Annotated in this window: 21 protein-coding genes and 1 tRNA gene; 14 read left to right on the top strand and 8 right to left on the bottom strand. The window is 68.9% G+C overall.

Annotation, left to right across the window (positions count from 1 at the left end; genetic code table 11):
* Window positions 1-5: 5 nt before the first annotated feature.
* Both ruvX and ACOFKS_RS06880 read right to left on the bottom strand, forming a co-directional pair.
* Complete coding sequence (gene ruvX, locus ACOFKS_RS06885; protein WP_419808497.1) at window positions 6-473, bottom strand: Holliday junction resolvase RuvX; 468 nt, start codon at window positions 471-473, stop codon at window positions 6-8.
* A 142-nt stretch (window positions 474-615) separates the two neighbouring features.
* Window positions 616-1,722, bottom strand: coding sequence for a DUF3089 domain-containing protein (locus tag ACOFKS_RS06880; RefSeq protein WP_419808496.1), 1,107 nt, complete (start codon window positions 1,720-1,722; stop codon window positions 616-618).
* 63 nt (window positions 1,723-1,785) lie between these two features.
* Between ACOFKS_RS06880 and gatC the strand changes: the two genes are divergently transcribed.
* The 5 genes from gatC (at window position 1,786) to gatB (ending at window position 5,869) form a co-directional block, all read left to right on the top strand.
* Entirely contained in the window at window positions 1,786-2,088 is a 303-nt protein-coding gene (gene gatC, locus ACOFKS_RS06875) for an Asp-tRNA(Asn)/Glu-tRNA(Gln) amidotransferase subunit GatC (protein ID WP_419808495.1), read from the top strand.
* 88 nt (window positions 2,089-2,176) lie between these two features.
* Window positions 2,177-3,661 carry an Asp-tRNA(Asn)/Glu-tRNA(Gln) amidotransferase subunit GatA gene (gene gatA / locus ACOFKS_RS06870; RefSeq protein WP_419808494.1) on the top strand — a complete coding sequence of 495 codons (1,485 nt, stop codon included), beginning with the start codon at window positions 2,177-2,179 and terminating at the stop codon, window positions 3,659-3,661.
* Between the two features lie 32 nt (window positions 3,662-3,693).
* Entirely contained in the window at window positions 3,694-3,996 is a 303-nt protein-coding gene (locus tag ACOFKS_RS06865) for an AbrB/MazE/SpoVT family DNA-binding domain-containing protein (protein WP_419808493.1), read from the top strand.
* Window positions 3,993-4,403 (top strand): type II toxin-antitoxin system VapC family toxin, encoded by a 411-nt coding sequence (locus ACOFKS_RS06860; RefSeq protein WP_419808492.1) that lies wholly within the window; start codon window positions 3,993-3,995, stop codon window positions 4,401-4,403. Before ACOFKS_RS06865 ends, ACOFKS_RS06860 begins: the two co-directional genes overlap by 4 nt.
* Window positions 4,400-5,869, top strand: coding sequence for an Asp-tRNA(Asn)/Glu-tRNA(Gln) amidotransferase subunit GatB (gatB, locus tag ACOFKS_RS06855; RefSeq protein WP_419808491.1), 1,470 nt, complete (start codon window positions 4,400-4,402; stop codon window positions 5,867-5,869). The genes ACOFKS_RS06860 and gatB overlap by 4 nt, the downstream gene beginning before the upstream one ends.
* Here gatB and ACOFKS_RS06850 read toward each other — a convergent pair.
* Window positions 5,838-6,752 carry a hypothetical protein gene (locus ACOFKS_RS06850; protein WP_419808490.1) on the bottom strand — a complete coding sequence of 305 codons (915 nt, stop codon included), beginning with the start codon at window positions 6,750-6,752 and terminating at the stop codon, window positions 5,838-5,840. The two genes, gatB and ACOFKS_RS06850, sit on opposite strands and share 32 nt — an antisense overlap.
* 56 nt (window positions 6,753-6,808) lie before the next feature.
* Entirely contained in the window at window positions 6,809-7,708 is a 900-nt protein-coding gene (locus ACOFKS_RS06845; protein WP_419808489.1) for a fatty acid desaturase, read from the bottom strand.
* Between the two features lie 82 nt (window positions 7,709-7,790).
* Here ACOFKS_RS06845 and ACOFKS_RS06840 point away from each other — a divergent pair, with 82 nt between their 5' ends.
* Window positions 7,791-8,114 (top strand): metalloregulator ArsR/SmtB family transcription factor, encoded by a 324-nt coding sequence (locus ACOFKS_RS06840; protein WP_419808488.1) that lies wholly within the window; start codon window positions 7,791-7,793, stop codon window positions 8,112-8,114.
* Window positions 8,115-8,130: 16 nt separating this feature from the next.
* Here the strand turns inward: ACOFKS_RS06840 and ACOFKS_RS06835 are convergent, their stop codons facing one another.
* A complete protein-coding gene (locus ACOFKS_RS06835; protein WP_419808487.1) occupies window positions 8,131-8,340 on the bottom strand; it encodes a hypothetical protein in 210 nt (69 codons plus the stop codon).
* 267 nt (window positions 8,341-8,607) lie between these two features.
* Here ACOFKS_RS06835 and ACOFKS_RS06830 point away from each other — a divergent pair.
* From ACOFKS_RS06830 to ACOFKS_RS06795, 8 genes are all read left to right on the top strand, one after another.
* Window positions 8,608-8,692 (top strand) — tRNA-Leu (locus ACOFKS_RS06830).
* Between the two features lie 63 nt (window positions 8,693-8,755).
* Window positions 8,756-10,516 (top strand): trigger factor, encoded by a 1,761-nt coding sequence (tig, locus tag ACOFKS_RS06825; RefSeq protein WP_419808486.1) that lies wholly within the window; start codon window positions 8,756-8,758, stop codon window positions 10,514-10,516.
* A 111-nt stretch (window positions 10,517-10,627) separates the two neighbouring features.
* Window positions 10,628-11,566, top strand: a complete 939-nt coding sequence (locus tag ACOFKS_RS06820) for a glycosyltransferase family 2 protein (protein WP_419808485.1) — start codon at window positions 10,628-10,630, stop codon at window positions 11,564-11,566.
* Between the two features lie 188 nt (window positions 11,567-11,754).
* Entirely contained in the window at window positions 11,755-12,444 is a 690-nt protein-coding gene (gene clpP / locus ACOFKS_RS06815; RefSeq protein ID WP_419808484.1) for an ATP-dependent Clp endopeptidase proteolytic subunit ClpP, read from the top strand.
* Between the two features lie 3 nt (window positions 12,445-12,447).
* On the top strand, window positions 12,448-12,633 hold the full coding sequence (locus ACOFKS_RS06810; RefSeq protein ID WP_419808483.1) for a hypothetical protein: 186 nt from the start codon (window positions 12,448-12,450) through the stop codon (window positions 12,631-12,633).
* Between the two features lie 93 nt (window positions 12,634-12,726).
* Window positions 12,727-13,989, top strand: a complete 1,263-nt coding sequence (gene clpX / locus ACOFKS_RS06805) for an ATP-dependent Clp protease ATP-binding subunit ClpX (protein ID WP_419808482.1) — start codon at window positions 12,727-12,729, stop codon at window positions 13,987-13,989.
* A gap of 66 nt (window positions 13,990-14,055) precedes the next feature.
* Window positions 14,056-14,427 carry a DUF4440 domain-containing protein gene (locus ACOFKS_RS06800; RefSeq protein ID WP_419808481.1) on the top strand — a complete coding sequence of 124 codons (372 nt, stop codon included), beginning with the start codon at window positions 14,056-14,058 and terminating at the stop codon, window positions 14,425-14,427.
* A gap of 13 nt (window positions 14,428-14,440) precedes the next feature.
* The gene (locus tag ACOFKS_RS06795) at window positions 14,441-15,013 is read left to right on the top strand and encodes a GNAT family N-acetyltransferase (protein ID WP_419808480.1); all 573 of its coding nucleotides are present in this window, start codon (window positions 14,441-14,443) and stop codon (window positions 15,011-15,013) included.
* Here the strand turns inward: ACOFKS_RS06795 and ACOFKS_RS06790 are convergent.
* Genes ACOFKS_RS06790 through ACOFKS_RS06780 form a run of 3 tightly spaced genes read right to left on the bottom strand, consistent with a single transcriptional unit; the run spans window position 15,010 to window position 17,560 of the window.
* Window positions 15,010-15,615 (bottom strand): methyltransferase family protein, encoded by a 606-nt coding sequence (locus tag ACOFKS_RS06790; RefSeq protein WP_419808479.1) that lies wholly within the window; start codon window positions 15,613-15,615, stop codon window positions 15,010-15,012. The genes ACOFKS_RS06795 and ACOFKS_RS06790 overlap by 4 nt on opposite strands.
* Window positions 15,612-15,863 carry a hypothetical protein gene (locus tag ACOFKS_RS06785; RefSeq protein ID WP_419808478.1) on the bottom strand — a complete coding sequence of 84 codons (252 nt, stop codon included), beginning with the start codon at window positions 15,861-15,863 and terminating at the stop codon, window positions 15,612-15,614. Before ACOFKS_RS06785 ends, ACOFKS_RS06790 begins: the two co-directional genes overlap by 4 nt.
* Window positions 15,845-17,560: a M1 family metallopeptidase gene (locus ACOFKS_RS06780; RefSeq protein WP_419808477.1), complete on the bottom strand. Its 1,716-nt coding sequence runs from the start codon at window positions 17,558-17,560 to the stop codon at window positions 15,845-15,847. Before ACOFKS_RS06780 ends, ACOFKS_RS06785 begins: the two co-directional genes overlap by 19 nt.
* Window positions 17,561-17,643: the final 83 nt, after the last annotated feature.

The raw sequence follows: 17,643 nt of genomic DNA, 5'->3' as shown, positions 1-17,643 counted from the left end.
CGGAGTTAAAACGCCGTTGCCACCAGCGCGTCGATCGCGGCTTGCAGGATGTGCGCGGCGGCGAGGCTGTCGATGCGATCGGCGCGTTTGGCGCGGCTCATGTCCTGCGCGATCATCGCGCGTTCGACCGCGACGGTGGAGAGGCGCTCGTCCCACAACAGCACCGGACCGAGATCGGCGACGTTGCGCGCGAAGGCGCGGGTCGACTGCGCGCGCGGACTTTCCGAGCCGTCGAGATGGAGCGGCAGGCCCAGCACGATTCCGACCACCCGCTGCTTGCCGATGAGCGTTGCCAGCTCGGCCTTGTCGGCGGTGAACTTCGTGCGTCGGATCAGCGGGGCAGGGGAGGCGAAATGCCACTCCGCATCGCAAAGCGCCGTGCCGATCGTCTTGGTGCCGAGGTCGAGGCCGAGCAGGCGGCCGCCGGTGGGCAGCGCCGCGCGGAAGGCGGCGGCGGCGGTGGTGACTAGCATTGTCAAATCCTCCCCGGCACGGGGAGGTGGCGGCCGCGTCGCGGCTGACGGAGGGGGCGGGTCGCGCGCGGCTCGCTTGTGGTCCGCCCCCTCCACCACGCCGCTGCGCGGCGCGGTCCCCCTCCCCGTGCCGGGGAGGAATCTACGGTCGCCATGCCGCCAGCCGCCGGCCCGCGTCCGCGCGCACGTTCGCCCAGAACAGCGCATAGTCGTAGACGTGGTAATTATTGCCCGGCAGCACATAGTTGCCGACGTTGGGCGGCGACCCGATCAACAGGAACCCGCGCCCGTCACACCTTGCCGGCACCGCCCCGACCTGCACCGTCGCGGTCGACAGGTCGGCCGACGGCACCAGCGTGCCCAGATTGGCGCTCGCCGGTGCCGCCGCGCCCGCGCCGCCGGTCAGCGGATTGGTGCACAGGATCGGCGTGCCCCGCCGCGACGCGCCGGTGAAGCCCGTGCTCTTGTCGTAGGTATCGACGATCAGCGCCGGGTCGGCCGGCTCCGCGAAGCTCGCCCAGGACAGGATGCACCCGGTCTGCGCCGCCGCCGCACAGGCCGGCAGGCGCAGACGCGGCAGGTCGGCGGTGGTCGAGACCGGCCAGCCGACGACATAGGCCGCGACCACCCGCCGGGCGAGCGGCGTCCCCGCCACCCGCTCGCGCAACAGCCGTTCGAGGTGCAGCGCGCCCTGGCTATGCCCCGCCAGGATCAGCGGGCGGTTCGGCCCGACCTGCTTCAGGAAAGCGTCGAACGCGGCCAGCACGTCGCGATAGGCGAGGTCGAGCGCGGCCTGCCCCTCCGGCTTGTCGGTCAGGAACGCGCCGAAGCTCGCCTGGCGATAGCGCGGTGCCCAGATCTCGCCCGCCTCGTTGAACGCGCTCGCCTGGCTGCGGACGAACAGGTCGGTGCGGAACGCCGTCTGTCCTTCGGTCTGCGCCGGTGCGTTCCAGTGCCCGCCCGGCTCGATATACGAGGTCGGATGGATGAAGAACACGGCGGCCCGGCCCTTCGCCGCCTTGTACCCCGGCGGCGTCCATAGCGCCGGGTTGCCCGGCTTGTCCGGCCGCGCGACCCACAATGCGGGGCCGTCATAGGCGCTGCCCGCCACCGCCGCTTGGCCCTGGAACGCCTCGCGCGGGACCAGCGCCGCGCGCAACAGCTCCGCGCCATAGAGGCGGAACACGAACAGCGCGGCGATCGCGAGGACGATCAGCGCGGCGACGACGTAGAGGAACTTGCGGGCCACGGCTGTGCCCTATCGCTGGCGCGCGGGGTTGTCCAAGCGGTTGCGGGCGGCTAGCCGGGCGCGATGTCCGTCGACACCGCAACCGTGAAGAAAGTGGCCGCGCTCGCCCGCATCGCGCTGCCCGACGCCGATGCCGAGAGGCTGGTGCCCGAGCTCAACAACATCCTCGGTTGGATCGAGCAGCTGGGCGAGGTCGACACGACCGGCGTCGAGCCGACCACCGCCGTCATCCACAACACGCTGCGGCTGCGCGACGACGTGGTCGACGCCGACCCGCTGACCGGCGGTGGCCGCCGCGCCGAGCTGATGAGCAACGCCCCGCAGGCGGAGCACGGCTTCTTCACCGTGCCGAAGGTGATCGAATGAGCGTTCCCGCTCATTCGATCATCCCCGCGCAGGCGGGGATCCAGAACAACGGGCGGACCCGGGTTCCTGCCTGCGCCGGAGCACGCGCATGACCGACCTCACCACTCTCGGCGTCGCGGGCCTGCGCGACGGCATCCGCAACGGCGACTTCGCCGCGCGCGAGGTGGCCGACGCCTTCATCGCCAAGGTCGCCAAGGCCAAGGCGCTCAACGCCTTCCTGGTCGAAACCCCCGACCACGCGCTCGCCGCCGCCAAGGTCGCCGACGACGCGCGCGCGGCGGGCGAGACGCTCAAGCCGCTCGCGGGCGTGCCGCTCGGGATCAAGGACCTGTTTTGCACTGTCGGGGTGCCGACTACCGCCGCGAGCGACATCTTGGCGGGCTTCGTGCCGACCTACGAATCCGCCGTGACGCAGAACCTGTGGGACGCGGGCGCGGGGATGCTGGGCAAGCTCAATATGGACCAGTTCGCGATGGGCTCGTCCAACGAGACCAGCGCGTTCGGCAACGTCATCTCGCCTTGGCAGCGCAACGATGGCGGCAACGCACCGCTCGCGCCGGGCGGCTCCTCGGGCGGGTCGTCGTCGGCGGTCGCGGCGCGGCTGTGTCCGGGCGCGACCGGCACCGATACCGGCGGCTCGATCCGCCAGCCCGCCGCCTTCACCGGCATCAGCGGCATCAAGCCGACCTATGGCCGCTGTTCGCGCTGGGGCACGATCGCCTTCGCGTCCTCGCTCGATCAGGCGGGGCCCATGGCCGCCGACGTGCGCGATTGCGCGATCCTGCTGGAGGCGATGGCGGGCTTCGACGTGAAGGACGCGACCTCGCTCCAGCTCGACGTGCCGGCATGGGAGCGGGGCTTGTCGAGCGATCTGCGTGGCTTGCGGGTCGGTGTTCCAACGGAATATCGGGTCGAGGACATGCCCGCCGAGATCGATGCGCTGTGGGAACAGGGCATCGCCTGGCTGAAGGATGCGGGCGCGGAGATCGTGTCGGTATCGCTGCCGCACACCAGATATGCGCTGCCCGCCTATTACATCATCGCACCCGCCGAGGCATCGTCCAACCTCGCCCGCTACGACGGCGTCCGCTACGGCTTGCGCGACCTGCCGGACGGCGCCGGGCTACAGGACATGTATGCCGCGACCCGCGCGGACGGTTTCGGCGCGGAGGTGAAGCGCCGGATCATGATCGGCACCTATGTGCTCTCGGCCGGCTTCTACGACGCCTATTATACGCAGGCGCAAAAGGTGCGGACGCTGATCGCGCGCGACTTCGCGGCGGCCTGGGAGAAGTGCGACGTGCTTCTCACCCCGACCGCGCCCTCTGCGGCGTTCGCGCTGGGCGAGAAGTCGGCGGACCCGCTCGCAATGTATCTGAACGACGTCTTTACCGTGCCGAGTTCGCTCGCCGGCCTGCCCGCGATGAGCGTCCCCGGCGGCCTCGACGCGGCGGGCCTGCCGCTGGGCTTGCAGATCATCGGCAAGCCCCTGGACGAACAGGGCGTGCTCAACGCCGGGCTGGCGATCGAGGAACGCGCAGGCTTCACCGCGCGGCCCGAGGCGTGGTGGTAGACAGGTAATACCCGCCCAGGTATTACCCCGCTATGGGTAAAATTACCAATCTTACCGTCAAGGGTCAGGTCACGATCCCTAAGGATGTCCGCGACGCCTTGGGGCTGCGTGCCAACGAGCCGGTCGAGATCAGTTATGACGGTGGCGAGACGGCTACGATCCGCCGGCCCGCTGCAACGGCGGTGATGGACCGCAGCGCCGCCTATGCCGCCAACCTCGTGCGTCTTGAGGCCGTGGCTGAAGAGTGGAAGCATCTGCGGACCGGCGTCGACACCGACGTCCACATGGCCCGTCTCCGCGAGCCGCTGCCGACCCCCGACCCGCGCGACCTATGATCTTTATCGACAGCAACGTCCTGATCGACCTGATCGAGGGCGACGGCTCCTGGTCCGGATGGTCGCGGCGCGTCGTTGCGGACGTCGAGTTGGACATGCCGCTTGCCGCCAGCGTCGTCGTGCTCGCCGAGACCTCAGGCCATTTCAAGACACTGGATGACCAGCTTCGATATCTCGACCGCGTCAATGTCGGCGTGCGCGACCTGACCCCGCCCGCTGCCCGTCGCGCGGGACGCGCTCATTCGGCTTACCGTCGCGCCGGCGGCAGCCGGGTCGGCGTGCTCGCGGACTTCCTGATCGGCGGACACGCGGCTGCGCTCGGCGCAACGTTGCTCACGCGCGACCGCCAGCGATTTTCCGCCTATTTCCCCGACCTCACCCTCATCACGCCCGAGACGCACCCATGACCGACACCGACTACCGCATCCACGGCACCACCGGCGAGTGGGAGGTCGTGATCGGCCTGGAGGTCCATGCCCAGGTCACCTCCAACGCCAAGCTCTTCTCCGGCGCCGCCACCGTGTTCGGCGCGGAGCCGAACACGCAGGTGTCGTTGGTCGACGCGGCGATGCCCGGCATGCTGCCCGTGCCCAACCGCGAGTGCATCCGCCAGGCGGTCCGCACCGGCATGGCGATCGACGCGACGATCAATCGCTGGAGCCGCTTCGACCGCAAGAACTATTTCTACGCGGACCTGCCGCAGGGCTACCAGATCAGCCAGCTCTACCATCCGCTGGTCGGCGAAGGTCATGTCGACGTCACGCCCGACGAGAAGAACCCCGACGCGATCAAGCGGATCGGGGTGGAGCGCATCCATGTCGAGCAGGACGCCGGCAAGCTGATGCACGATCAGCACCCGACGCGCTCCTATGTCGACCTCAACCGGTCGGGCGTCGCGCTGATGGAGATCGTCAGCCGCCCCGACATGCGGTCGCCCGCCGAAGCAGGGGCTTACCTGACGAAGCTCAGGGCGATCCTGCGCTATGTCGGGTCGTGCGACGGCAACATGGACCAGGGCTCGATGCGCGCCGACGTCAACGTCAGCGTTCGCAAGCCCGGCGAGGAACTGGGCACGCGGACCGAGACGAAGAACGTCAACTCGATCCGCTTCGTCATGCAGACCGTCGAATACGAGGCGAAGCGGCAGGTCGAGGTGCTGGAGGCGGGCGGCGCGATCGAGCAGGAGACGCGGCTGTTCAACCCCGACACCGGCACGACGCGGACGATGCGGTCGAAGGAGGATGCCCACGACTATCGCTACTTCCCCGATCCGGACCTGTTGCCGCTGGAGTTGGACGAGGCGTTCGTCAACGAGTGTCGCGCGTCGCTGCCCGAACTGCCCGACGCGAAGCGCCGCCGCTACGAGGATGCCGGCGTGACGCCGTACAATGCCGGCGTGCTGACCGCGGAGGTCGAGACCGCGCGCTGGTTCGACGCGCTGTTGGACGCGGGCGCGGCGGCGGGGCCGGCCTCGAACTGGGTCACGGGCGAGCTGTTCGGCGCGCTCAACCGGTCGGGCAAGGACATCGCCGCCAGCCCGGTCACCCCCGCGAACGCCGCCGCGCTGCTGGCGCTGGTCGCCGACGGCACGCTGTCGGGCAGCCTCGCCAAACAGGTGTTCGAGGTGATGTTGGAAACCGGCCAGGACCCGGCGGCGATCGTCGAGGAACGCGGCCTCAAGCAGACCAGCGACACCGGCGCGATCGAGGCGGTGATCGCCGACGTGCTCGCGAAGAACCCCGGCCAGCTGGAACAGTATCGCGCCGGCAAGGTCGCGCTGTTCGGCTTCTTCGTCGGTCAGACGATGAAGGCGATGGCGGGGAAAGCCAATCCGGGGGTGGTCAACGAGCTGTTGAAGAAGGCGCTGGGGTAGGGGCCGACGGCGCCCATGGCGGGCGCGGCGAGGCGAAGGCGTCGTAGCGGTAGCTGGTACTGTGAGGCCAACGTGACTCGATTCGGCGTTGCAACGCACGAAGCGGCGCTTGCCAGCTGTCCCCGCCCTGCGGCTGAAAGACGCTCACCGAAAGGGCACGCCGCTCGGGCGTGTTGTTCATAACCATGATCTGCGTGCCGGGCTCCACGCACAGGCTCTGCTGGAACCAGGGCATGGCCGTGACGGGCTGCGAGTCGGCCTGCACGTTCCAGCCGCGCTGACGCGCGAACAGGCGCAATTCCCGATCGAGCACCGGCCAGTCCCGCTGCGGCAGGTCGAGGTCGAGCGAGGCGACCGGTCCGATCGAGGTCCCGCCATCGCGCAAGGGATTGTGGCAGGAGCGGTCGGCAAGCAGCCAGGGCGTTATGAAGGCGATGCCGGTGACCGCGGCGATCAACACCGCGACGATGGCGGCGCGTCGGTCACCGCGTCGGTGATCCGGCGAAGCGAGCCAGTGTGCCAACACCCAGGTCAGCGCCGCGCCGGCGACGCCCGTCAGGCCGAACAGGCCGACCGTCGTCATCACTTCGATCCAGCCCGCGCCGGTGTAGCTGCCATTGACGATGGTCGGCACACCGCCGACGGACGCCTCGCCCGCCGGCGGTCCCAAGATGGCTACGACCAGCGGCACGACGGCACCCGTGACGAAACCGCCACCCAGTATCGCCAGCACGGTCGGGCGACGAGAGCGAATAAGCAGCGCGAGGAGCGGCGTGCCGATCACGGTGACGATCACCGCAGTGACGATCAGCACGAACGGCCAGACGCGCAGATCCATGAACAGGCTGATGCCGAAGGATACGGCCACGGTCGCCGCCGCCATCGCGGTGCATCCCTGCGTCGCAGGCAAACCAGCGGTCACGGGCTCGTTAGCGTCGCTCACCCTGCCGCCCGCAACACATCGCGCACCGGCAGCGTCTCCGGCGTCCGCACGTCCCATGCCAGCCCGACCCGCTCCAGCAGCCGGATGAACGCGAACCCCCAGTCGCTCTGGCCCGGATAGACGCCCAGCTTCGCGCTGGCCGGCCAGGCGTGGTGGTTGTTGTGCCACGCCTCGCCCATGGTCATCAGCCCGGCCCAGGGCACATCGTGCGCCTGCACGCCGGACCCCGCGACCAGCCACGTCTGCGGCCCGCGATTGTGCGCCAGCCAGCCGATCAGCCAATGCCCGTGCGCCGAGGCGAACACGCGCGCGGCGACGCCCCATACCACGAAACCCCAGCCCCCCGCCCACCAGCACAGCGCCGCGATCGGCAGCTGCTGCCACGCCCAGGTCGCGTCCAGAAAGCGGTAGAAGCGGTCGGTCGCGACCCGGCCCTGGTCGAAGCGCGGCGGGTGACGCAGCACCAGCCGGCAGTGGAGCTGCCACCACGCATCGCGCAGCGGCGAGCGGCCATGCCGCAGATAGTCGTGGCACGCCGGCAGCCGCTGCGCCCAGTCGCGCAGGTCGTGCGCGCGCATCATCCAGGACGGTCCGCCCATGCCGACGCTGGTCCCGAACCAGCATAACAGCCGTTCCAGCCAGGGCGGGCAGGCGAAGCTGCCGTGGATCAGCTTGCGGTGGAACCCGACCGAATGGCCGAGCAGCAGCCCGACGCCGGTGGTCGCCACGAACAGCGCCAGCGCGCCGGGGGTAACGGTCAGCGGGCCGGCGACCAGCGTCACCGCACACGCGCCGCCGTTCCACAGCGAGCGGACCGGGTCCCAGCGGACCTCTCCGTTGACCGGGTCGGCGAGGAGGTCGGGCACGAGGCGGTGCACGGCATGAGGATCATCCATCCGACTCGCTCCAGGTAATTAGGACATTACCTAATTACTTGATCGGTTGGCGGAGGCAAGTGCGCTCTGCTATGTCGGTGTGATGGAAAAGGTCTTCGCCGCGTTGGCGTCCACGCACCGCCGCCGCATTCTCGCCTATCTCGCCGAGGCGGAGTTGACGGCAGGCGAGATCGCCGGGCGGTTCGCGATGTCGAAGCCGGCGGTGTCGCAGCATCTGTCGGTGCTGGAAAATGCCGGGCTGATCGAAAGCGACAAGCGTGGGCAGTTCGTCCACTACCGCCTCGTCCGCGATCACCTCGCGAACACGCTCAACGGCTTCGTCCAGGAGGTGTGCCCGGTATCGAAGCCGCTGAAGCGCGAGAGCGCGCGGCTCGCCGCGGACCGGCGGGGGCCGGCCGGGAGCTGACCCGGCCGGCACGGCGCTATTGCGCGTCGACGTCCTGGTTCTTGACCTCGCCGCCGGTGCCGGCGTTGCCCGAATAGTCGCCGGTCTTGAGCATCGGGTCGGGTTCCGGTCCGCCCTCGCCGCGGGCGACGGCGTCGGCACGGGCCTCGACCGCCTGGACGATGTCGGGGCGGTCATCGCCCTTGGCGTCCGGTTCGTGGCCCGGCGAAACGATCTCTTCGGCCATTACATCATCTCCGGCGGCTGGGCGGTGCCGGGGTCGGTCGACGGCATGCCGGGGGAGGGCTGGTCGATGTCCGGACCCGGCGGGCTGATCTCGGGCGGGGGGGCGGTGACCGGGACCGGATTGTTGTCCGGCACGGGCGCTTCGGCGGGGGGCTGCGTGGCGATGTCTCGTCTCCTTCCCCCGCTAAACGCCCCGATGCGGCGCGCGGTTGCTTCCGGTGCCCGCCCGCGGCTATAGGCGGCGCCCACACGGCGGGTCCGGGTGCAAGCGGGCGTGGCGGAACTGGTAGACGCAGCAGGTTTAGGTCCTGCCATCGCAAGATGTGGGGGTTCGAGTCCCTTCGCCCGCACCAGTCCCCCGCGCTCACGCAGGCGTCCGGGGCCGCATCACGCACTTCCAGCCAAAAAGGCCAGCCATGCAGACTGTCGAGACGTTGAACGAGGGGCTGAAGCGCGCCTACACCCTGACCATCCCGGCCAGCGAGATCGAGGCGCGCGTCGCCGGCGAGATCAAGCGCGTCGCGCCGCAGATGAAGATGCCCGGCTTTCGCCCCGGCAAGGTGCCCGCCAACCTCGTCCGCAAGATGCACGGCCCCGCGCTGATGCAGGACGCGCTGAACACCAGCGTGCAGGAAGGCGTGCAGGCGCTGATGGCCGAGCAGAAGCTGCGGCCCGCGGTGCAGCCCTCGGTCGAACTCGGCGAAGGCTACGAGGCCGGCCAGGACGCGCAGGTCACCGTCAGCCTCGAAGTGTTGCCCGACGTGCCGGCGCCCGCGATCGACGGGCTGAAGCTGGAGCGCCTGACGGTGCCCGTCGCCGACGCCGCGATCGACGAGCAGCTGCAGAAGTTCGCCGACAACCAGAAGCATTGGGACGACGCGGGCGACAAGGCGGCGGCACAGGGCGACCTGGTCACCACCGATTTCGTCGGCAAGACCGCCGACGGCGTCGCCTTTCCGGGCGGCACCGGCACCGACATGGCGGTGGAGATCGGCTCCGGCCGGCTGATCCCCGGCTTCGAGGACCAGCTGATCGGCGCGACGGCGGGCGAGGAGCGGCAGATCGCCGTCACCTTCCCGGCCGATTATCAGGAGAAGTCGCTCGCCGGAAAGCCCGCGACCTTCGACCTGACGGTCAAGTCGGTGAAGACCGCCGGCGAGGCGAAGATCGACGAGGATCTGGCCAAGAACCTCGGGTTGGAAAGTCTGGAACAGCTGCGCGGGCTCATCAAGGGCCAGGTCGAGCAGGAGAGCAGCAACCTCACCCGCACGCACATGAAGCGCAAGCTGCTCGATCAGCTCGCCGCCGGTCACGACTTCGCGGTGCCGCCGTCGATGGTCGAGGCCGAGTTCGGCCAGATCTGGTCGCAGCTGGAGCATGAGGCGACGCACGAAGCCGATCCGGAGGCCGCCAAGGCCGAGATGGAGAGCGAGCGCGAGGACTATCGCCGCATCGCCGAGCGCCGCGTGCGGCTGGGGCTGCTGCTGTCGGAGATCGGCCAGGCGAACGGCGTCGAAGTCAGTCAGCAGGAGATGAACGGCCTGATCGCGCAGGCCGCGCAGCAATACGGCCCGGAGGAGCGCCAGCGCTTCATCCAGTACGTCCAGCAGGAGCCGATGGCCGCCGCCCAGCTGCGTGCGCCGCTGTATGAGGACAAGGTCGTCGACTTCCTGTTCGGCAAGGCGGAAATCACCGAGCGCGAGACCACCCGCGAGGAGCTGGAAGCCGCGATCGAGAGCGAGGACGGCTTCTCGACCGGGACGCACGTCCACGATCATGCGGACCATGACCATGACCATGGGCACGACCACGACCATGCGCCGGCGCCGAAGGCCAAGCGCGCGAAGAAGGCGGCGGCCGCTGCCGACGAGACCGCACCGGTGAGCGACGCCGACACGACGGCCGACGAGGCCCCCGCCAAGCCGAAGAAGCCGACCAAGCCCGCCGCCAAGGGCAGCAATGCCGGCGTCGAGGCGCCGGCCGCCGACGCACCGGCGACGGACACGCCCGCGACCGACGCGCCGGCGAAAAAGGCTCGGGCCAGGAAGGGCGCACCGATCGAGGCCGAGACGCAGGTGCTCGAATCCTCGCCCGTCGCCGCCGAAGCCGCCGAGGGCACCCAGGCCGCCGATGCCGTCCCCGCGAAGAAGCCGCGCGCGAAGAAGGCGGCGGAGTAAGCTGATCTCCGTCACCCCGAACCTGATCCGGGGTCCCGCTTCTTCTTCACCGGGGCAAGCCAGCGGGACCCCGGCTCGGGGCCGGGGTGACGACGGACAGCTATGAGCAACATGCCCACCATCGCCGTCCTCCTCCCCTGCTACAACGAGGAGGCCGCGATCGCGCAGACGGTGGCGGGGTTCCGCGCCGCGCTCCCGGACGCCACGATCTACGTCTACGACAACAACTCGGCCGACCGGACGGTGCAGGTCGCGCGTGAGGCCGGGGCGGTCGTCCGCGCGGAGCGGGTCCAGGGCAAGGGCGCGGTGGTGCGGCGCATGTTCGCCGATGTCGACGCCGACGTCTATGTGATGGCCGACGGCGACGCGACCTACGACGCCGCCTCCGCTCCGGCGCTGGTCGCTCGGCTGCTCGACGAGCAGCTGGACATGGTCGTCGGCAGTCGCGTCCACGAGGCGGCCGACGCCTATCGACGCGGGCACCGCTTCGGCAATGCGGTGCTGACCGGGATGTTGGCACGACTGTTCGGGCGAAGTTTCACCGACATTCTCAGCGGTTACCGGGTGTTCTCGCGACGTTTCGTGAAGAGTTATCCTGCGCTCTCGACGGGCTTCGAAATCGAGACCGACATCTCCGTCCACGCGCTCGAACTGCGGATGCCGGTGGCCGAGGTCGAAACGCCCTATTTCGCGCGGCCGGAGGGATCGGCATCGAAGCTGTCCACCTATGGCGACGGCTGGCGCATCCTCCGCACCATCCTGACGCTGTATCGCATCGAACGACCGCTGCTGTTCTTCGCGATCATCGGCGCCGTCTTCGCGCTGCTCGCGGTCGGGCTGAGCATTCCGCTGGCGCTCACCTATGCCCATACGGGCCTCGTGCCGCGCTTCCCGACCGCGATCGCGGCCACCGGGCTGGTGATCCTGGCGGCGCTGTCGGTGTTCGCGGGGCTGATCCTGGATACCGTGGTGAGGGGGCGGCGCGAGGTGCGGCGGCTCGCCTATCTCGCGCACCAGGCACCGTCGAAAGAGCCGTCCTACGACGCCTGAGCCCGGCTAGGCCCCGTCGCATGGCGGGAACCGGGGCAGCGGACGGGAGGACCGGGGCGATCAGGAGTCGACACGGACAACATCGCCGTTGCGCCGTGCTGGCGGATCGGCGGTCGAGGCGGGGGTTGAACTCCCCCGCCAGCCACGCGATGTTAGCGCCTCACTCCGGGGCACAAGAAAGCTTTCCCATGCACAATCCGTTCGCGACCGGCGACTTCAGCGCATCACTCGCCAATGCCGGTGTCGGCCTTCAGCAGACGCAGGCGGGGCTGGTGCCGATCGTCATCGAGCAGTCGAACCGTGGCGAGCGCTCGTTCGACATCTTCTCGCGCCTGCTGCGCGAGCGCATCGTCTTCGTGACCGGCGGGGTCGAGGACGGCATGGCCTCGCTCATCACCGCGCAGCTGCTGTTCCTCGAATCGGAAAATCCGAAGAAGGACATCTGGATGTACATCAACTCGCCGGGCGGGGTGGTGACGGCCGGCATGGCGATCCACGACACCATGCAATATATCCGGCCCAAGGTCGGCACCGTGTGCATCGGTCAGGCTGCGTCGATGGGCTCGTTCCTGCTGGCGTCGGGCGAGAAGGGCATGCGCGTCGCGCTCCCCAATGCCCGGATCATGATCCATCAGCCGTCGGGCGGCGCGCAGGGCATGGCGTCGGACATCGAGATCCAGGCCAAGGAAATCCTCCGCATCCGGGCGCGGATGAACGAGCTGTATGCGCTCTACACCGGCCAGCCGCTGGAGGAGATCGAGCGGCGCATGGACCGTGATACCTTCCTGTCGTCGGAAGAGGCCAAGGCGTTCGGCCTGATCGACGAGGTGTTCGACAAGCGGCCGCAGCCGGCGGACGACATGGCCCAGGCGGCCTGATCGGTGCCCGACGCATCCGATCTGCCGCCGATCCCGGCCGAGCTGGAGACGCGGCTATGGGTGCTGATCCGCGACCAGCAGATGTTTCAGGCGGTGGCGATGGTGCGCGACGAACTCGGCCTCGACCTGCGACAGTCGAAGCAGGTGGTGGATGCGGTCGAGGCGAGGCTGCCCGGCATCGCGCGGTGAACAATACGCAACCACTGGTGTGTTAGCCCGATTGGGCGTTGCTGTAGGCGTAATGGGCAGGCTACGATGCCGGCCCGCAAAGGAACCGTTTGAATGACCAAGCTGACCGGTGGCGAATCGAAGAGCACGCTTTATTGCTCGTTCTGCGGCAAGTCGCAGCACGAGGTGCGCAAGCTCATCGCCGGCCCCACCGTCTTCATCTGCGACGAGTGCGTGGAGCTGTGCAACGACATCATCCGTGAGGAGACGAAGTCGGCGCTGGTGTCCAAGAAGGACGGCGGCGTGCCCACCCCGCAGGAGATCTGCAACGTCCTCGACGACTATGTGATCGGTCAGCGTCGCGCCAAGCGCGTGCTGTCGGTGGCCGTCCACAACCATTACAAGCGGCTCAATCACGGCGCCAAGGGTGCCGATGTCGAGCTTGCCAAGTCGAACATCCTGCTGGTCGGGCCGACCGGTTGCGGCAAGACGCTGCTCGCGCAGACGCTGGCGCGCATCCTGGATGTGCCGTTCACGATGGCCGACGCGACGACGCTGACCGAGGCGGGTTACGTCGGCGAGGACGTCGAGAACATCATCCTCAAGCTGCTCCAGGCGTCCGACTACAATGTCGAGCGGGCGCAGCGCGGGATCGTCTATATCGACGAGATCGACAAGATCAGCCGCAAGGCCGAGAACCCGTCGATCACGCGCGACGTGTCGGGCGAGGGCGTGCAGCAGGCGCTGCTCAAGCTGATGGAGGGCACGACGGCCTCGGTGCCGCCGCAGGGCGGCCGCAAGCATCCGCAGCAGGAGTTCCTGCAGGTCGATACGACGAACATCCTGTTCATCTGCGGCGGCGCGTTCAGCGGGCTGGAGAAGATCATCGGCGATCGTCTCCAGGGCAAGTCGATCGGCTTCGGCGCGTTCGTCGCCGCGCCCGAGGAGAAGCGGACGGGCGAGATCCTGCGCTCGACCGAGCCCGAGGATCTGCTCAAGTTCGGGTTGATCCCCGAGTTCGTCGGCCGTCTGCCGGTGATCGCGACGCTGGAGGACCTCGACGTCGACGCGCTGGTCAAGATCCTGAAGGAGCCCAAGAACGCGCTGGTCAAGCAGTACCAGAAGCTGTTCGAGATGGAGGACGTGAGCCTCGGCTTCACCGACGACGCGCTGGTCGCGGTCGCGAAGAAGGGGATCGAACGCAAGACCGGTGCGCGTGGCCTCCGCTCGATTCTTGAGGGCGTGCTGCTCGACACGATGTTCGACCTGCCCGGCATGGAGGGCGTCGACGAGGTGATGATCGACAAGGACGTGATCGCCGGCACCAAGGAGCCGATCCGCGTTTACGCGGAGAAGAAGACCGAGTCGGCCGCCTGAGATCGAGCGGAGCGCCGGGAACGAACGCCACATCCTGACCATTCTCTTCACGACGAGGAGACAGGCATGGACGACGATCGGATCTGGCGTTTCGAGGAGAAGCTGTGGCTCGGCGATGCCGAGACGTACCGCACGCTGATTGACGACGAGTGCGTGATGGCCCTGCCGGCCCAACCCTATGTGTTCACCGCCGACGCGGCAATCGAGGCGGTGGCGGGCACGCCGCGCTGGTCGTCGGTCGAGTTCACCGACCGCAAGGTGCAGCGGCCGGAGGAAGGGCTGATCGTCATCGCCTACAAGGCGCAGGCCAGCCGGGAGGACGAGGCGTATACCGCCTATTGTACAACCACCATCCGCCGGCGTGGGCATGAGGACTGGCTGGTCGTTCAACATGCCCAAGTGGTTCCGCCGGTAGCCGGAGGGACCGACGCTGGCTGAGCGGGGCGCCCGGTTGGCGGTCGACGGTGACCGCGCCCGTGTCGTGACGTTGTTGACGGCGGCGTTCGCGAACGACCCGGCGATGTGCTTCATCTTCCCCGACGCGAGCGATCGCGCCAAGCGTCTGCCCCGCCTTTTCGGTTTGCTCTTCGACAGCGATGGTCGGGCCGGCATGCGCCTGCTGACGCCCGGCGCGGAGGCGGTGACGATGTGGCGGGCACCGGGACGGTCGCATGTCGGTCGGTGGGAGATGCTTCGCCATCTGCCCGGCATGATCCATGCGCTCGGGTCGAATCTGTCGCGGGCGGTCCGGGTGTCCGATGCCACCGCCGCGCATATGCCGATGGGGAGCTACTGGTATCTCCACATCGCCGGGTGCGATCCGGTGGTGCAGGGCAGGGGGCATGGCGGTGCCGCGGTTCGTGCCGGTTTGCGCCGCGCGGCGGGACGGCTGCCCACTTATCTCGAAACGCCCAACGAGAGGTATCTCGGCTTTTATCGCGGGCTGGGGTTCGAGGTAACGAGCGAGTGGAGCGTGTCGGGTGGCGGCCCGCGGTTCTGGTCGATGCTGCGGCCGCCGGATTAGAGCAGACCGGGCACGAAGCGTTTCACCTTGGCCGCATAGGTCTCGTACTCGCTGCCGAACATCTCGCGGAGCAGGCGTTCCTCGCTGCGGGTGCGGATCAGCGTCCCGACGACGTATACCGGGATCGCGCCGAGCAGCTGCCACGGATGGCCGTAGGCGATCGCCAGTGCGACCAGGTAGAGCAGCATCGCGGAATAGATCGGGTGGCGGACGTACCGGAACGGGCCGTCACGGACGAGGCGGTGATCGGCGCGGGTGCGGGCGCGCAGGCTCCAGTCGCGGCCCATCGTCCGCGAGGCCCAGCCGAACAGCCCGACGCTGACGGCGAGCAGCGCGGCGATCAGTGCCGCCTCGCCGAGCGCCTTGGCGCCCATCGGATCGAGCGTCACCAGGATCGGGCCGATGCCGGCGATCGCGAAGCCCAGCCCCTGAACCACGATACCCGCGATCGACGCCGGCGCGCGCGCGCTGCCGCTCTCCGCCGGGTCCCGCTCACGTCTTCCCCGCGCGGCGAGGAATAGCAGCGCGCCGATCAGGAACCCGGTTGCAAGCACGGCCAGGCCCGGCAGGCCCACAGGGACGGCGGAGACGATGCCGGTCACCGGCGGAGGCGCGAGGCGAGGAGGAGGCCGGCACCGATCTGGAACAGGCCATAAGCGCGGCGGCGGCCGGGCCGGTCCGCGAAGGGGCGGACCAGCGCGTCGACGGTGCCGACCTTCGATCGCCAGAGCGCGACGTGGCGTTCGGGCCCGACGAGGCCGAGCAGGCCGTCGCCGATCATGAACACCGCCGCCATCTCGGCCGTCCGCTTCAACGCCGTTTCCATGCCGCTCATCTCCGCGCCTGCCATGCCTGATACTGCTCCATCGCGACCGAGCGGCGCAACAGGCGGGACCAGGGGTCGACCACGACATGCGCCCCGTCCGGCACCGCCACCGCGCCCGTGCCGCCGGCCATCGGCAGCCGTACCGTCCGCTCGCCTACCCGGACCTCGACCGGCATCGGAAAGGGCAGGTCGCTCGGCGTCTTCCACCGCAGCGTGAGCCGATCGGCGGTGCGTGCCTCGACCAGCTCCGGCAGCGCCGCCTGGCGCAGGTAGACGTCGAACAGCCAGCGATAATCACGGCCCGTGACCCGCCGCACCGCCGCCTCGAAGTCGACGGTCGAGCCGTAGCGTGGCTGGAAATTGCCCGGACGCGGATCGAGGCGGCCATAGACGAGCAGGCGCGTCGCATCGAAGAACGCGCGGTCGCCGATCAGCCAGCGTAGCGTGTGCAGCGTCCAGCTACCCTTGTAGTAGATGTCGTTGCCCGGCCCGCCGTTCGCCGTCTCGTAGACGTCGTCCTCCGACAATTGGCGGCCGCGGACCATCGGCACCTTGTTGGCGATCTTTTCCCGCTCGCTCGCCAGCATGACCGCGTAACGCACCTCGCCTTCGCGCCAGCGGCCGTAGAGCGGCTGCATGTAGGTGCCGAAGCCCTCGTGCAGCCAGTAATCGTCCCAGTTCGCCGCCGTCAGCTGGTTGCCGAACCATTCATGGCTGAACTCGTGGTGGAACAGCCAGTCGAACCCCTCGGGCGCCTTGGCATAGGCATTCCCGTAGGCGTTGATCGTCTGGTGCTCCATGCCCTTGTGGGGGGTCTCGACGACGCCGACCTTCTCGTCCCCGAACGGGTAGGGGCCGATCGTCGATTCGAAGAAGTCGAGCGTCGGCGCGAATTCGGCGAACAGCGCCTCCGCCTGCACGCGCTCGCCGGGCAGATACCAGTAAAACATCGGGATCGTGTTGCCGTAGCGCGAACGGTAGGTGCCGCTGATCTCCTCGTAAGGTCCGACGTTGAGCGCGATCGCGTAGGTGTTGGGATGGCGCGCACGCCAGTTCCAGCGCGTGCGGCCGTCGGGCAGCTGGTCGACGCCGAGCAGCACGCCGTTGGACGGCGCCTTCAGCCCCCTGGGGATCGTGATGTGGAGGTCGACGCTGCCCGGTTCGCCGGTGGGATGGTCGATACACGGCCAGAACAGGTCGCAGCCATAGCCCTCCGCCGTCGTCGCGAACCAGAGGCGTCCATCGGGCGTCTTCGACCAGACCACGCCGTCGTCCCATGGCGCATTGACCGCCACATGGGGCGTGCCGCCATAGGCGATGCGCGCCGTCACCCGCTGCCCGGCGGCGACGGGCCGAGGCAGGCTGATGGTGAGGCGCCCCTGGGGGTTGCTCCAGGCGCGCCGGCCCAGCGCCACGCCGTCGATCGCGATCGCGGTGACCGGCAGGTTGCGATCAAGATCGATCACCAGTCGGTCGAGCGGCGCCTTTGCCGTAAAGGTCAAAGTCGCGATGCCGAACAGCTGGTAGCTATCGGGCCGCAGCTCGAATTGCAGGTCGGCCCGATCGAACCGCAGCTTCGCCTGTTCGGGGTCGAGGACGCCGCCGGACAGCTTGGTCTGCGCCGTCAGCGGCGGCTCGCCCTTTTTGGGTGCGGCGGCGCCGAGCAGCGCCAGCGCGACGACGGCGAGGCCGAGTCGGGCGGTGAGCACGGCGCGCCTCATGTCCGAGGCCGCGCGATCACCGTCGGAACTTCACGAACCGCACGATACTTCATCGCGCGAATCGGCTTTCCGAAGCGGGCGGC

This window comes from Sphingomonas sp. (assembly GCF_965200135.1).
Classification (GTDB): Bacteria; Pseudomonadota; Alphaproteobacteria; order Sphingomonadales; family Sphingomonadaceae; genus Sphingomonas.
The sequence above is the reverse complement of the archived record's forward strand: the minus strand, read 5'-3'. Positions and strand labels throughout refer to the sequence as shown.

Bases quoted from the DNA above. Each gene is read 5' to 3' on its own strand.
- ACOFKS_RS06860 (WP_419808492.1), top strand. From the start codon at position 3,993: ATGATCTTTATCGACAGCAACGTCCTGATCGACCTGATCGAGGGCGAC.
- ACOFKS_RS06850 (WP_419808490.1), bottom strand. From the start codon at position 6,752: ATGGCGGCGGCGACCGTGGCCGTATCCTTCGGCATCAGCCTGTTCATG.
- gatC (WP_419808495.1), top strand. From the start codon at position 1,786: ATGTCCGTCGACACCGCAACCGTGAAGAAAGTGGCCGCGCTCGCCCGC.
- gatB (WP_419808491.1), top strand. From the start codon at position 4,400: ATGACCGACACCGACTACCGCATCCACGGCACCACCGGCGAGTGGGAG.
- tig (WP_419808486.1), top strand. From the start codon at position 8,756: ATGCAGACTGTCGAGACGTTGAACGAGGGGCTGAAGCGCGCCTACACC.
- ACOFKS_RS06785 (WP_419808478.1), bottom strand. From the start codon at position 15,863: ATGGCAGGCGCGGAGATGAGCGGCATGGAAACGGCGTTGAAGCGGACG.
- ACOFKS_RS06800 (WP_419808481.1), top strand. From the start codon at position 14,056: ATGGACGACGATCGGATCTGGCGTTTCGAGGAGAAGCTGTGGCTCGGC.
- ruvX (WP_419808497.1), bottom strand. From the start codon at position 473: ATGCTAGTCACCACCGCCGCCGCCGCCTTCCGCGCGGCGCTGCCCACC.
- clpP (WP_419808484.1), top strand. From the start codon at position 11,755: ATGCACAATCCGTTCGCGACCGGCGACTTCAGCGCATCACTCGCCAAT.
- ACOFKS_RS06845 (WP_419808489.1), bottom strand. From the start codon at position 7,708: ATGGATGATCCTCATGCCGTGCACCGCCTCGTGCCCGACCTCCTCGCC.
- ACOFKS_RS06835 (WP_419808487.1), bottom strand. From the start codon at position 8,340: ATGGCCGAAGAGATCGTTTCGCCGGGCCACGAACCGGACGCCAAGGGC.
- gatA (WP_419808494.1), top strand. From the start codon at position 2,177: ATGACCGACCTCACCACTCTCGGCGTCGCGGGCCTGCGCGACGGCATC.
- clpX (WP_419808482.1), top strand. From the start codon at position 12,727: ATGACCAAGCTGACCGGTGGCGAATCGAAGAGCACGCTTTATTGCTCG.
- ACOFKS_RS06840 (WP_419808488.1), top strand. From the start codon at position 7,791: ATGGAAAAGGTCTTCGCCGCGTTGGCGTCCACGCACCGCCGCCGCATT.
- ACOFKS_RS06780 (WP_419808477.1), bottom strand. From the start codon at position 17,560: ATGAGGCGCGCCGTGCTCACCGCCCGACTCGGCCTCGCCGTCGTCGCG.
- ACOFKS_RS06820 (WP_419808485.1), top strand. From the start codon at position 10,628: ATGCCCACCATCGCCGTCCTCCTCCCCTGCTACAACGAGGAGGCCGCG.
- ACOFKS_RS06865 (WP_419808493.1), top strand. From the start codon at position 3,694: ATGGGTAAAATTACCAATCTTACCGTCAAGGGTCAGGTCACGATCCCT.